This is a genomic window from Mariniphaga sediminis, from assembly GCF_003573545.1.
GTDB classification, from domain to species: Bacteria; Bacteroidota; Bacteroidia; order Bacteroidales; family Prolixibacteraceae; genus Mariniphaga; species Mariniphaga sediminis.
This window is the reverse complement of the sequence record NZ_QWET01000023.1, coordinates 18,098-32,960: the sequence shown is the minus strand read 5'-3', so window position 1 is coordinate 32,960 and position 14,863 is coordinate 18,098. Positions and strand designations below refer to the sequence as shown.

Sequence of the window (14,863 nt, the reverse complement as noted above, 5' to 3'; positions counted from 1 at the left end):
AACAAATCTTTACGCCAAACGTTATTTAATCCGGTTACAAGACAAAACTGTCTGAAATAGTTTCATACATGTATATAGAAAAACCGGAAATATCCGCCATAAACCAATTGACCACCGAAGAAGCACTGAACGATTATTACCTCGCCTATTTAAGCCGTCAGTTAAGCATACTTGGCAGGCGCGAGGTTCACAACGGGCGGGCTCATTTTGGCATTTTCGGAGACGGAAAGGAAATTCCCCAGCTGGCTTTGGCAAAAACATTCCGGAAAGGCGACTGGCGTTCGGGTTATTACCGGGATCAGACCTTTATGCTGGCATTAGGCTTATTGCAGCCCGAAGAGTCTTTTTCCATGATTTACGGCGACACCGACGAGGATATGAATCCTTCCACCGGAGGGCGAAATTTTAACAACCACTTCACCACCTCGAACCTGGACGCAAACGGGGAAATAAAAAACCTTTTGGAGAAGTTTAACTCCGCGGCCGATGTTTCATCCACCGGCGGACAGATGCCCCGGTTGCTCGGGTTGGCACAGGCATCGAAAATAGTCAGGGAAAACCCTGAAATGAAAAAGCATCTGAACAACAATGTCACAGGCAATGAAGTGGCTTTTGGTACTATTGGCGATGCCAGTACCTCGGAAGGCATGTTTTTCGAGACCATAAATGCCGCGGCCGTGATGCAGGTTCCACTGGCTGTTATAATTTATGACGACGGTTACGGAATTAGTGTCCCGGTAAAACTTCAAACGGCCAAATCAAGTATTTCGGAAGTACTGAAAGGTTTTCAAAAAGAAAAAAATACAAACGGAATCGATATTTATTCCTGTAACGGATGGGATTACACTGCATTGGTTAAAACCTTCTCCGAAGGAATTGCCAAATGCCGTGAAACCCAGGTTCCTGCCATTTTTCACATCAGGGAGCTCACCCAACCTTTGGGGCATTCCACGTCCGGTTCGCACGAACGTTACAAAAGTAAAAAACGACTGGAATGGGAGAAAGAGTTTGATGGCCTGAACCTGTTCAAAAAGTGGTTGCTGGAATCAGGGAAAGCAGATATAGAAACCCTGACTCAAATTGAAAACGAAGCGGAGAAGCGCGCCAAAAAGGCGAAGCAAGCTGCATGGACTCATTACAAAAACAACTTCAAACAGGAAGTAGAACAACTGGAAAATATTGTTCACAAAATAAAAGCAGGTTCAAACGGAGAATTCGACAAAATTGAGGAACTGGAGGAAATCGGCCAGCGTATTTTCCTGACACGCAGGAAGTATCTGAGTTTTGCCAAACGTCTCTACTTCAACATACATGAATTCTCAAACCTGAAAGAGGAACAAAAACTGTTAGGTATCTGGATACAGAACTTTGAAGGAAGGAGCCAGGAATTTTATAACCGGCAACTTTATCGCGAAGGGAAAAAATCTGTCCTCAGTGTTAAACCAGACCCCGCCAGATACAACGACAATAGCATTGAAGTAAACGGCTCTGAAATACTCAGCCGTAATTTCGATGTCCTTTTCAAAAAGTACCCCAACCTGGTGACTTTTGGACAGGACACCGGCTATTTGGGAGATGTAAATCAGGGCATGAAAGGAATGCAGGAGAAATATGGCGTACACCGTGTTTCTGATGCGGGAATCAGGGAAACAACCATTATCGGGCAAGGCATTGGCCTGGCTTTACGCGGGTTTCGTCCCATTGCCGAAATTCAATACCTAGACTACCTGATTTACGCTCACTCTTCTCTAAGCGACGATTTGGCCAGCATGCAGTACCGGACCAAAGGGAAACAAGCCGCGCCGGTCATTGTACGTACCCGCGGGCACCAGTTGCAGGGCATCTGGCACGCCGGGTCGCCCATGCAAATGCTACTGGGCTCGTTGCGGGGTATCCACTTGTGTGTTCCCCGCGGCACTGTTCAGGCAGCCGGAATGTACAACACCCTGCTGGAAGCCGCAGAACCGGCAGTAGTCATTGAACCACTGAAAGGGTACAATGTAAAAGAGATACTTCCCGAAAATATCGGTGAGTTTAAAGTGCCGCTGGGCGTCCCCGAAATTATGAGGGAAGGAACGGATATTACCTTCGTTACCTATGGCTGGAATGTCCACCATGCCGTAAAAGCCGCCAACCTTCTGCAAACAAAAGGTATTTCAGCGGAAGTAATTGACGTGCAGACCCTGCTCCCGTTCGATGTAAACCATGTTATCCTTGCGTCGATCAAAAAAACAAACAAAGTGCTGTTTATCGATGAAGATGTTCCCGGAGGAGCCACAGCCTACATGATGCAAAAGGTACTGGAAGAACAGAAAGCCTTCGACTACCTGGATGCTTCGCCCCGGACATTACCCGCCAGGGAACACCGGCCCGCATACGGTATCGACGGAGAGTATTTCTCAAAACCCAACGTGGAACTCATTTATGAAATAGTTTGGGAAATGATGCGGGAAGTGGACGTGAATATCCGTAAAAAACTGTGGTAAAAACATTTAAATGATATAAGGCTCCCTCATATCACGAACAAACCACTTGTTTGCTTCCGGATCATCTGTTACTTCTCCTTTTACAGGATCCCATGTAATCTTCCGGCCGGTTCGAATGGCCATATTGGCCAGATGACTGATACAGTCAGAAATGATGGCTTCATCCAAAGGACAAATCTCCGGAATTTTATCTGTAACTACATCCACAAAATATTGCCCCATCGTATTTTCCTCACTGCTGATTTTTCCACCGTCACTTTTGGGAAAATCATTCAATTTTCTGTCAACCTCGGGTATGTCAGATTCTGCCGAGTTCCTGCTCAAAGATATCCAACCTCTGGAGCCATAAAAAGTGGTTCCGTTTCCCTCTTTGACTTTCCGGTAGTGTAACAAATCATTTGTCGTGGCAAAGTCCGTGTCAAAAAAATGTAACTGGATTCCCGAATCGTATTCATAACGCACATCCCAGGAACGAATATTATTGTATATCCCGCCGGGTTTCCAATATTCACCCACACCTTCGCAGGTATATACCCCCTTTAATTTATCTTTCAGCGCCCAAACCGCAACATCTAACGGATGTGCTCCCCAGCCGGCAAGAAACCCAATACTGTAATCCCACTGAAACCAGGAACTGTTATTGGTAACCCGATCAGGGCAATATGGATTTAATGGAGCCGGACCGGTCCAAAGATCGTAATCAAAATCATCCGGCACCGGAGATTCCATACATTTCGGCGATTCAACCGGATTATAACCGGGGGCCCACGCTTCCACCCGCTCTATTTCACCGATGAATCCTTCTTTTATCATTTCAATTCCGCGTTGCATGTGTTTCATTGTTCGTTGCTGCGTGCCATAATGAAACCGGACATTATTGGCTTTCATCTCTTTTTCCAGTATTTTATAGTTCGGATAACTCAACCCCAGCGGTTTTTCAAGATAAATATGTTTACCGGCACGGGCAGCTTTAATGGCCAGGGGAACATGCCAGTGGTCGGGCGTGGAAATGTGAACAGCGTCAATGTCGTCGCGTTCAAGTATTTCTTCGAAATGCAGATACGGCTTGCATTTCGGGGCTTTTACCCCTCGTTCGCGGTATTGCCCTCTGATATGATCGGCCGAGGCGTTCCGGCGCTGCTCAAAAGGATCGCAGGTGGCCACGGAGAGGGAAGTTTCAAGGGGGACAAAATAATTCATCATTGTACTCTGCCCGCGGCTTCCTACACCAATGTGGGCAACAAGGATACGATCATTTATATTCCGGGCGCAGGATGACAAAATATGGGGCATCAATATAACTCCTGAAGTTCCTGCAGAAACATTTCGTATAAACTTTCTTCTTGAAGGATTCATATGCATAACTCAAGCTTTTATTGTTGTACAAATTTTAGATATTCACATTCCAACTGTTTATAATCCGGCCTGTTTGCCCAATGAACAACCCGGTAATTCAGGGTAAACGTATCCCCTTTTTTTAATGTCAAAGGTTTATTATAAAGGTAAGCCGGACTAAAATAATAAAATGGAACGGCTTCCCTGTTAACTGAATACCAGGCAGCTCCTTCCCTTCGGGTATCCGGAGCTATTATTATCTGGGAACCTGTTTGTTTGCCGTCAAGTCCTCTGAATCCCATATACAGCCAATCGCCTGTTTGCCCATTAATATTTTTGTTGTCTTCCCAGCTTGGCATAAAATGTACATCCATAAAATCCTGGTTAAACCGGATGGACAGGCCGGCATACCCGCCCCATGATTGTCCGCCGGGCTCTCCCTCAACCGGGGTACGATTCAATTCCACTGTATCACCAACAGCCTTAAATTCAAACTGGTAATCCATACAAACATTCCCATTATCCAGAGGAGGTGAAATCGAAATGGTTCGGAATTCGGATAAAACATCTTTACCATTCACCGGATGGTAAACAATTTCCAGTTTTATTTTTGCCGAAAAATCAGGCCCGGGGATAATTTCAATGCGCTCAATTTTTGTAACCCCGTCAGAACGGTATGTTCCATTTTGGTACTCCCAATAGTTGACCTGGTTGATATATTTCCAGCAAAACCACTGACCAAGATGCCAGAGGTGGTCGTCAGGACTTAGGCAGGTGATGTTATTCTTTCCAACATAAACCGGATGAAAAAAAGGCCGGCCATGTTTTGTATTAAAATTGTACTGCCATATCACATTCTTTCCGTTTAGCAAGGCAAATGTGGTATCCGTCCTCTGCCAGGATAACTTTGGGGCGGTATTCCCGTTTTCCTGAAGTTCCTGAGGAAGGGTTTGCGTTACTTTACCCGTTGCGGCCCATTCAGTACCTCTGAGAATCAAAGCCTGAAAGCCGCTATTCCGCATGGCCCGAACATCATGTCCCAAAATCGTGTGAAATATTTTCCCTTTCCCGTATTCAGTAACCATAACCGCCGGTTGACTTTTAGTGTCTTTATCCGCAGCAATTCCCAAAACCTCAAACTTTTTATTATTCCCGGCATTTATCCATAATTCATCATGAACAAAAAAACCGGACATTCCCCTTGTCACAGGATGCCGGGTATTCTCTACTATCACACTGATGTCGCTACTTTTTCCATGCCGCGTAGAATCCATTAACCACGCAGCAGTGCTTATTTCTTTAAACTCCGGCCAGTTGTAAAATGCAGAGGTGGATGCATGAAAAGTTACAAACCCTTTGCCTGATTTAATAAAATCAAGCAACGCTTTTTCCGTTGATTCCGGCCAGCGGATGTCGTTATCAGGCCACGAGTTCCAATTGCTGACAATCACATCTGTATCTGCAAGGTCAGAAAGTTTTAATGTATCCGGCTGTTCTGTAAATTCAACTGAAAACAAACCCGATTCGGTTAGCATCTTTTTTAAAAATGGCGTTGTTTGTTTCCAGTCATGGTTGTTGCTCCCGCTCAGTATTAGCACGTTGATGGTTTTATTACCGGAAACACCGGGCAAACTACCTGACGCAGCAAAGAAAAAGGTAACCGTAAAAATGATAGCAAATATTCTTTTCATGTCATCATCACAAAAGGGAAGAAAGGTACTCAAAACTTCTGACAGCCTGATCTATTGTCCCACATTCCACGCTGAATACAATCTCCCTGTCTGCAGTTTTCACAATGTCAATCACCCGTTTCCAGTCAACCACGCCATCGCCACAGGCACATCCAACCGGAACCCCGGTTACTTTGCCGCGTATGGAGCTTTGTTCCATACTAATGTCTTTGGCATGAAAATGAACCAGGTTCTCCTTTACGCTCTCCAGCCAGTCATATATATCTGCCCTGCCTCCGATAAAGGCATTCCCTGTGTCAAAATTTATTCCGATGGATGGTGAATCTACCAGTTCATAAATACTGTTCAGCCCTGCGGGGGTTGTACTGTACTGCTGGTGTGGCTCAAGACCAATTGCGACACCATGGCGTTCAGCCATTTTTGAAGCTTCGGTCAGGGTATATTTCATCAGGGTATAATCCATTTCTTTGGAGGTCCACAATGGCTTGGGCCCTTCGTCGGTATTTACAACCGGCACTCCCATTGCGGATGCATACCTGACAGCCATTTTTAAATACTCCACACTTATTTCAGGTTTACACAAAGGCGTATGGGCTGACAGTCCCGAAATTTTAATCCCGTGTTTATCACAAACCTCCTTCATCCAAAGCGGATCGTCATACATTGATACGGAATGAAAATACCCGGCTTCGCTCAGCAGTTCCCTCCCCAGGTGAACCATTGGTTCAACATATTCATACCCTATTTCTGCTGCTTTCTCCACACCCCACTCAAAAGGGTTATCATGATGCCGCACATATTCCATATTAACTCCCAACTTGATTTTTCCATTCGTTTTCATACTCCTTCTGTTTTTATTATTAGAAAATACTTGTTGCGGAATGAACAAAGCCCCTGAGGTTCCCAAGGCAGTAACTTCTATGAATTGCCTTCGGTCAATCTTTTTAGCCTTCATGTCAGAATAAATTAATATGTTAGATGCTTTCCGTATGTCAAATATAAACTGGTTTTTTGTGACAGGGTTCCAATTATTTTCACTGAAAGATTTCTTAATTTTGCGGCTATGAATCCAATCATTCCGAAATACTATGATCCCATAGAAAAACGAACGTATGAAGCGGATTCATGTATGCCGCTCCGGCAGGCATGGAACAATGATGAATTTGAATTGACCACCCTGGCCAGAGGAACCTATCCCGGAAAGAGATTAAAAAATGATGAACTCGAAGGAATAAAAAGTATCGGTTTCTGGGACATAAAAAAGCTCCAAAACTGGGGACTTGAGTGGCACACAAATGAAGGAATTGAAATTTGCTTCCTGGAAAACGGCAGTTTGGATTTTTTACTGCGAGACAACCTGGTTAAGGTTCAAACAAATGATATAACCATTACGCGCCCCTGGATTATTCATAAATTGGGAAATCCCAATGTGAATTTAAGCAAACTCTATTGGTTAATCCTCGATGTAAATGTAAGGTATCCGCACCAGCAATGGGAATGGCCCGATTGGATAGTCCTCAATCCTAAAGATTTGGATGAACTAACCCTGAAATTGAGACAAAATGAACAGCCGGTATTGAAAGCGAACCGGGAATTCAGGAATTGTTTTATTGAAATGGGCAGAATTATCAAACAGGAAAACAAAATTAAATACGACTCCCGGTTAAAAGTCCAGATAAATAACCTGCTTATCCTGCTCCTTGAAATTCTTAATGAAGGGAATATTGTGCTTGACCAATCATTGATTGAGAGCAAACGAACGGTTGAACTTTTTCTAAACATCCTTGAATCTAAAACAGATGAAGACTGGACTGTTATTAAAATGGCTGAATACTGCCATTTGGGGGTAACCCGTTTTACCCATTACTGCAAAGAAGTAACCAACTGTTCCCCGATGGAATACCTGAACAAGCTGCGCTTACGTCAGGCCGCAAAACTACTTGGCGAAAACCCTGCGCTACCGGTTATTGATGTGGCATTTATGTGTGGATTCTCTTCTACACAATATTTTAATTTTGCCTTCAAAAAACATTTCAGTATTTCACCCAACAAATTCCGGAAAAAATAATCCGCTACAGTTTCTTTTTCATTTCTTCCAACTCCTTTTTTACCGACTCAATCTGACGGAACAACTGCTCCGTTGTGGTTACTTCAGGCACTTCCGAAGAAATAAAATGAATAAATTTCCAGACTTCCCGGATTTCAGCCAGCGGTAAATCGTAAGGCGCATATTCCGGGTTGGTGGAAATCATCCGGAGCGTACCTTTTTCTTTCAGTTCATTCCGGACCTTCTTAAAAACTATTCCTTCATTCAGGGTCAGCACAATATACAGGCCGTCGTCTTTAATCTCTTCCAGGTTTTGCACATACTCGCCCGTCACCCAGCACTTGTCCGTTATGGGCAGCATGGAATCGCCCGAGACCTGAAAAGTACGGTATTTCCGTTCTTTGGAAAGAAAAGGCAGGTGAAAAACAGGCAGACCGGAAATATACTCCGGATCAAAAAACCCGGTGGTGTAACCGGCTTTTGCCTTGATGGAAACCAACTCAATGTTATCCCGGTTTTTACTGTCGACGGTAGTGGCAAGCACCCGCAGTTCATTGCCTTTTACAAAAACATCCGAACCATTTTCAATCAGATACAACTGGCTTTCACGCAATGTTGACAGATCGATGCGCAACAAGGTGTCAATGGAAATATGAAAAAGGTCGGAAAGGCCAATGAGTATATTCAGCGGGGGAACAGCCGCCCCGTTCTCGTAATTATTTACTCCGGAACGATTAATCCCCAATACCTCCGCTAATCCGCTTTGCGTCAGGCGTCTCCTTTTTCTCAAGAATTTGATGTTGGCAGAAAGGTTCATCTTTGTTTCTTTTTAATGACTAACATACAATCGAATATATTGATTAAATATCAGCCAAAGTTAAAACTTTTTCTGTTGCCCGGTCTAAACATCCCCTGCTTTATTATCTGTTTCAGACGATTCTCTCATTTCCTCATCCGGTAATCGATTTCTTTCACATGAATAGTTGCCCTGCTGGCAAGCCTCTCCGTTTTTGTTTTAGTCTGTAAAAAAAGGCTTCTGCAAAAATCAAAAATAAAAAAATACCTGTGCCCGGTGTGCATCGTCATGTCTGAATAACAACTCGTTGTAAAAACAATACGTTGTAAGGTACTCCGCGGTATCCTGTTTTTTCTTCCTGCGCCAATAATATTCAATAAAATTCCCCGTTTTTTTTTGGAACTAACCCCTATTCATTTATATATTTGCCTGACTATTTTTTGAGTAATATTTGTACACCATTATTACAGACGCTTTTTGACGCAGAACATCACAGCATGTAACTGAGGAAGCGGAGCAGTGTAAAAACCCCAAAGCAACTGAATATCTGCTCACCCGCAAAATTCAGTAAAATAGTCTGTTTTCAGATACATTTTCCATCAATATTTTTAAGTGAGCTATACCTGATGCGGGCTGTGTCAAAATTCCGTCAGTCGGGCCAGCTCGCTGCATTGAAAAAACGCCAAGGTTAATTTTGACATGATGCTCGGAAATGCCTTCCTCATGCTTCGTTTTTCTCATCATAGGAGAAAAATGAAGTGGGGATTGGGGCAAAGCCCCAAACAAGTGGATAACCAGTCTGTTGTTATGAATTTTAAAAAGATTTTGGGGCAAAGTAAAAGTCAACCCTGGCTCAGAAAATTCTTCCGGGTGCTATTTTTTTTTCAAGTTGAAGCGGAACATAAATCCCAATTATTATTTTAGGGCTGGGAAAAAGTTAAATGAATATTGAAAGTTAAGCGTGATTACTTTTTTACTCCACCGGATTTATGCTGACCCAGAATATCGACAATTAAATTCCGGATTATGACATTTGAAGCCTGGATAGTCCTTACTGTTTTGGTATTTTTAATCGTGGCTTTTTTGATGGAAGCCATGCGCCCCGGCCTGATACTGCTCAGCGCTGCTGTTATTTTTATGGCCACGGGAATTATTACCGACAGGGAATTGATTGCCGGTTTCTCCAACGACGGGTTGATAACCATTGCCCTGCTTTTCCTGGTAAACGAGGGAATTAAACAGGCAGGGCTGATGACGCGCTTTGCCCAGGCCTACCTGCCGCACAAAAGAAACCCGATGACTTTTATGTTACCGCGTGTAATGGTGCCGGTAGCTTTTTTTTCGGCCTTTCTGAATAATCTGCCCATTGTGGTCAACTTTTCCCCGATTCTTATCCGGTGGGCCGATGCCATGAAGCTTTCTTACAAAAAATTTCTGCTCCCCCTTTCTTATGCCGCCATTTTGGGGGGAATGTGTACGCTAATCGGCACTTCCTCTAACCTTGTGGTACACGGGCTCATGCTTGAAACAGGCAACGGAGGGTTTCACCTTTTTGAGCTGGGGAAGATCGGGCTTTTTATTTCTTTTTTCGGGTTTATTTACATGGCAGTTTTTGGTAACTGGCTTTTGCCCGGGGAAAAAATCAGGTTTGCAAAAGACCTTCCCGAGGTAAAGGATTATTACTATAACCTGCAACTTCCTGAAAACAGCAGGCTTATTGGCCAGGAAGTAGCTGGAAACCGGATTGATGGACTCGAAGGCATTGAGGTACATTCCATTGAGCGGAACGGAAAAATCCTGAAACCGGAAAAGAATCACACAAAACTCCACCGGAACGACGATATACTGGTTACCGGAAACTCCGGGAGGCTTAACTACATTCTTGCAAATAAAGATGTTAAGCTAAAGGGTATGGAATACCTTTCCGGCGAGAAACCCGAAGATTTAAAACAATATGAAGTGGTGTTATCACCCCGGTTTTCAGGCCTCGGACAAACCGTTACCGAGTTCAACTTTTTCAATCACTTTAATGCGGTGGTGCTATCCATTCACCGCAATGGCGAACGGATAACCGACAACCTCAGCAACCTGAAACTGAAGGTAGGCGACAACGTTGTATTGCTGGCCAAAGAGAAATTTTACGATACCTGGCGTACTTCACAAATGTTTTACATGGTGAACTTCATGCAGGATTTACACCACGACAAAGGCTCGCGGGTAAAATGGATCGCACTTATTATCCTGTTAGCCATGGTGGCTGCCATTGTCATCAATGAAATTGTTTCTTACGGATTCGGCATGAGCCTCAACATTTTCATCTATGTTTCGCTGGCCGCAGTGCTACTGATTTGGCTGAAAATACTACCTCAGCAAAATTATACCAAGGCAGTGAGCTGGGATATGATTATCTCCATCGCGTCGGCATTTGCCATAGGAAAAGGAATTCAAAACTCGGGAGTGGCCGGACTGCTTGCCAGCGATGCCATCAGCATTGTCCGCTCCATCGGCCCGGTGGGGGTGCTGGCCATTATCTGGCTCATTACCTCCGTATTAACTGAAATTATTACCAACAACGCAGCGGTAGCGCTGGTCTTTCCCATTGCCGTAGTGGCTGCGCAATTGCTAAACGTCGATCCCAAACCGTTTTTTGTGGCGATTGCCGTGGCAGGCGCTTCCAGTTTTATGACCGCCCGCGGATACCGTGCCAACCTCATCATAAAAGCTGCAGGAAAATATTCCGCCCGCGACTTTCTGCGCATCGGTGCTCCCATGCAACTTATTGCATTTATCTTAAGTATTTTCTTAATCCCTTATTTCTGGGAATTTTAATATCAACCATCCGTTTTTAACAGTTAAACCACTTTTCAATGCTCGATATTATTATCTCATCCAAAACCCGTATCAAATTATTGATTAAATTTTTTCTCTTCGACGGAAACCAGGATTACCTGCGAAGTATGGAAAGGGAATTCCATGAATCGACCAATGCCATCCGTGTAGAGTTAAACAAATTTACCGAAGCGGGCCTGCTGAAATCGGAATTTAAAGGAAAAAAAAGGTTCTACCGTGCCAATCCCAAACATCCGTTATACGAAGACCTAAAGCGGATTGTCAGAAAAACGGTGGGCATCGACCACATTGTAGAGAGAATAACCAGCAAAATCGGACACCTGGAAGCGGCCTATATCACCGGCAGTTTTGCCAAAGGGGTTGATGCCGACACCATTGAACTGGCGCTGGTAGGTTACGGCCTGGACAAAAACTACATTGACGCCCTGGTTGAAAAAGCAGAAAAACTCATCGGCAGAAAAATAATGTACCTTGTTTTTACGCCCGATCAAATGGAATATTTTTTCAAAAACAAACCGGCCCTTCTTATTTGGGAAAAGGAAAATTAAGAGACTGCTAAAAAATTGAAAAATAGAATGTCTGCGAATCAAAGGTTGAACCCACTTCGGGGTTCTTTTCGTATCCACTTCGTTACCACGGGTAAAACCCATGGCTATTATTTGTTTAATCCCATTCGGGATAAAGAAGTGTCCGAAAGACATAAATAAAAATAGCCCCGTGCGAAGCTCGGGGAAGGCAATGCGGGGTAAAGACACAACCCGGGAGAGGGTTGAATTTTTGATAATCAGATAATGTCAACTTTTGATTCGTATAATGTAATACAAAATAGGTTTAAATTTTATTACACAAATTATGATATTGAAAATCAATTTATTTCATACCGGCACTAAAGGAAAAAAATTCCTGCCAAAAGTCAGACTGAAATTTTCAGCACACCCTTCAGGGTTGGGGTAAAAGCTGAAAATCAATATAATATTATAAAATTAGACAAACTAAATAATAGCGAATATAATTTCAGTTACCCTGTCCGGACAAATCTTAATATTTTAAAAACATGGACTATACAACACAAATCTTGCAAAAAATCACTTCCAACTCCGAGGTAGTTGGGGTTATCGGCCTCGGTTATGTGGGGCTTCCGCTGGCCGTTAATTTCGCAGAAGCCAGCGTAAAAGTTATCGGGTTTGATAAAAATCCGGATAAAGTGGATAAAATCAATCACGGAACCAACTACATCAAAGATATCCGCGATGCTGTGCTGCGCGAAGTAGTGGAAAATATTACCCTCAGCGCCACCACCGATTTCTCGCGTATTGGCGAATGCGATGCCCTGCTGATATGCGTCCCCACCCCGCTCGACATTTTCAAAAAGCCAGACATGAGCTACATTGAAAGTGCCTGTACCGAAATTGGCCGTTATATGAAAGCCGGGACGTTTATCAGCCTCGAAAGCACCACCTACCCCACTACCACCGAAGATTTTATGCTGCCTATTATTGAACGCGAAAGCGGACTGAAGCACGGGGATGACTTTTGGCTGGCTTACAGCCCGGAGCGCGTTGACCCCGGAAATAAAAGTTTCCACACCCGCAACACGCCCAAGGTACTGGGAGCCATGAATCCTGACGGACTGGAAATCGGGCAGGCGCTTTACAAAAAAGCCATCGACCATATCCACCCGGTAAGTTCCCCCCGGATAGCCGAAATGGTAAAAATCCTCGAAAATACCTACCGGCTGGTTAACATCAGCCTCATAAATGAGCTAACCCTGCTGGCAGGAAAAATGGATATCAATATCTGGGAAGTTATTGATGCGGCCAAAACCAAACCATTCGGTTTTCAGCCGTTTTATCCCGGCCCTGGAATTGGCGGGCACTGCATTCCGCTCGATCCCTTTTACCTGGAACACATCGCCAAAAAATTCAGTTTCGACCTCAGTATGATACATACAGCCGGGCATATCAATATGCGCATGCCCCACTACATGTACATTAAAATTGCCACCGCACTCAACCGCCACAAAAAAGCAGTCAACGGCAGCAACATCCTGTTTCTGGGTGTGGCCTACAAACCCAACATTGATGACGAGCGCGAGTCACCTGCCCTCGAAATCATAGATATTGTGGCCCATAAAGGCGGCCAGGTTTCTTATCACGACCCATTTATTCCACACATCAAAACCCACGAAGGAAATACCTTCGACTCAGTCGAGCTGAACGAAGAAACCATTCGCGCGGCAGACTGTGTGGTTTTAACCACGAACCACGATGCCTTTGACGTGCACTTCATCCAGGAACATGCAAAAATGATTGTAGATATGCGAAATATGATTAAGGAAGCCGGAGATAAGGTCTATAAACTCTGAAACTCCATCCCTACACAAAACAAACTACGTAGTACGAGTCTGCGAGGAGCGTAGCGACGCGGCAGCCCAGTACAAAACAACATTCGTGGCACGGGTCTGCGAGGGAGTTTTTTGCCGGAGAGAAACGAAGGCCGAAAAAACGACCGCGGCAGCCCCGACTTCCCGAGGGAGCCCAGCGACCGAAGGGATAGCACAGTGAACCCATGAAAGCCTTTGTTTATGGCATTATACTGCCAGATGAATAATGGCAGAACCTGCCCCGATGTGTCAGGGGATTGCCATTCTGCACCAGTAAAGTAAAAGTTGTGTTTTTATGTCCATTCACTAAAAAATTATAAAATATTTTCTACTTTTATGCTTACAGGCATTGAATTGGAGACATCAACAATGAGTAAAAAAATCAATATTATACCAGCTTTATCAAAACATTTGTTTTGGGACACTGACCCCAATACAATCCACCCTGAGAAACATTCGAAATATATCATTTCCAATGTTTTGCAATACGGAAATTATTCCGACTGGAAAACGCTTGTTGCCTACTACGGCCTGGAGCAAATAGTAAAAACTGCGCAAACCATAAAAAATTTAGACAAACGAACTGCCAGCTTTTTGTCGGTTATGGGTGATATACCAAAAACAAATTTTCAATGCTATTCTACAACACCATCTTCCCTGAAACACTGGTTCTTTTAAAGCAACTTCAAAACGAAGATATTTTAGCTGAAATGCGGCTGGTGGGCGGCACTTCCCTGGCTTTACAAATCGGACACAGAATCTCTGTCGATTTGGATTTGTTTGGAACATTAAAGGGGGATTCCATTTCGTTGAATAAGATGTTGACCACCCTGAAAAAAACCGAGTCTTTGCAACAAACTGAAAACATACATATATATAATATCAACAATATCAAGGTCGACATTGTCAATTACCCTTATCCCTGGCTTAAGTCCCCCCTGATGCAGGATGGCATTACCCTGGGGGCAATTGAAGACATTGCCGCGATGAAACTTTCGGCTATTACAGGCCGGGGAAGCAAAAAAGATTTTATTGATCTGCACTTCATCTTAGAAAGATACACCCTGGGCGAACTAATTACTTTTTACAAACAGAAATATTCCAATGGTTCAATATTTCAGGTGTTGCGTAGTTTAGCTTATTTTGATGATGCAGAAGAAGAACCAATGCCACGAATGTTAGTTAATACAGATTGGGAAGAGGTAAAAAAAACAATCTCAATAAAACTAAGGGAATATTTAACCTCCACTGATGCAGATATATAATCTATCCCGG

11 protein-coding genes are annotated in these 14,863 nt (G+C 43.7%); 7 read left to right on the top strand and 4 right to left on the bottom strand.

The genetic code is table 11. The features are described 5' to 3' along the window. Positions 1 to 68 precede the first annotated feature (68 nt). Positions 69 to 2,486 carry an alpha-ketoacid dehydrogenase subunit alpha/beta gene (locus tag D1164_RS20610; protein WP_119351801.1) on the top strand — a complete coding sequence of 806 codons (2,418 nt, stop codon included), beginning with the start codon at positions 69 to 71 and terminating at the stop codon, positions 2,484 to 2,486. A 6-nt stretch (positions 2,487 to 2,492) separates the two neighbouring features. On the opposite strand, the gene D1164_RS20605 is transcribed toward D1164_RS20610, so the two are convergent. From D1164_RS20605 to D1164_RS20595, 3 genes are read right to left on the bottom strand one after another with little or no spacing between them, the layout of a single operon-like run. Next, positions 2,493 to 3,848, bottom strand: a complete 1,356-nt coding sequence (locus tag D1164_RS20605) for a Gfo/Idh/MocA family protein (protein WP_119351800.1) — start codon at positions 3,846 to 3,848, stop codon at positions 2,493 to 2,495. Positions 3,849 to 3,859: 11 nt separating this feature from the next. Next, the gene (locus D1164_RS20600) at positions 3,860 to 5,512 is read right to left on the bottom strand and encodes a DUF6807 family protein (protein ID WP_119351799.1); all 1,653 of its coding nucleotides are present in this window, start codon (positions 5,510 to 5,512) and stop codon (positions 3,860 to 3,862) included. 7 nt (positions 5,513 to 5,519) lie between these two features. Beyond that, on the bottom strand, positions 5,520 to 6,353 hold the full coding sequence (locus tag D1164_RS20595; RefSeq protein WP_119351838.1) for a sugar phosphate isomerase/epimerase family protein: 834 nt from the start codon (positions 6,351 to 6,353) through the stop codon (positions 5,520 to 5,522). Positions 6,354 to 6,575: 222 nt separating this feature from the next. On the opposite strand from D1164_RS20595, the gene D1164_RS20590 reads away from it, so the two are divergent. Continuing rightward, on the top strand, positions 6,576 to 7,580 hold the full coding sequence (locus tag D1164_RS20590) for a helix-turn-helix transcriptional regulator (RefSeq protein WP_119351798.1): 1,005 nt from the start codon (positions 6,576 to 6,578) through the stop codon (positions 7,578 to 7,580). A 4-nt stretch (positions 7,581 to 7,584) separates the two neighbouring features. On the opposite strand, the gene D1164_RS20585 is transcribed toward D1164_RS20590, so the two are convergent. Then, positions 7,585 to 8,376: an XRE family transcriptional regulator gene (locus tag D1164_RS20585; protein ID WP_119351797.1), complete on the bottom strand. Its 792-nt coding sequence runs from the start codon at positions 8,374 to 8,376 to the stop codon at positions 7,585 to 7,587. Positions 8,377 to 9,381: 1,005 nt separating this feature from the next. Here D1164_RS20585 and D1164_RS20575 point away from each other — a divergent pair. The 5 genes from D1164_RS20575 (at position 9,382) to D1164_RS20555 (ending at position 14,853) form a co-directional block, all read left to right on the top strand. Beyond that, entirely contained in the window at positions 9,382 to 11,184 is a 1,803-nt protein-coding gene (locus D1164_RS20575) for an SLC13 family permease (protein ID WP_119351795.1), read from the top strand. 38 nt (positions 11,185 to 11,222) lie between these two features. After that, a complete protein-coding gene (locus D1164_RS20570) occupies positions 11,223 to 11,753 on the top strand; it encodes an ArsR family transcriptional regulator (RefSeq protein WP_119351794.1) in 531 nt (176 codons plus the stop codon). Positions 11,754 to 12,259: 506 nt separating this feature from the next. Then, entirely contained in the window at positions 12,260 to 13,570 is a 1,311-nt protein-coding gene (locus tag D1164_RS20565) for a nucleotide sugar dehydrogenase (protein WP_119351793.1), read from the top strand. A gap of 387 nt (positions 13,571 to 13,957) precedes the next feature. Next, the gene (locus D1164_RS23840; protein ID WP_172594558.1) at positions 13,958 to 14,266 is read left to right on the top strand and encodes a DUF6922 domain-containing protein; all 309 of its coding nucleotides are present in this window, start codon (positions 13,958 to 13,960) and stop codon (positions 14,264 to 14,266) included. Further along, on the top strand, positions 14,221 to 14,853 hold the full coding sequence (locus tag D1164_RS20555) for a nucleotidyl transferase AbiEii/AbiGii toxin family protein (RefSeq protein ID WP_119351791.1): 633 nt from the start codon (positions 14,221 to 14,223) through the stop codon (positions 14,851 to 14,853). The genes D1164_RS23840 and D1164_RS20555 overlap by 46 nt, the downstream gene beginning before the upstream one ends. The last annotated feature ends 10 nt before the right edge of the window (positions 14,854 to 14,863 follow it).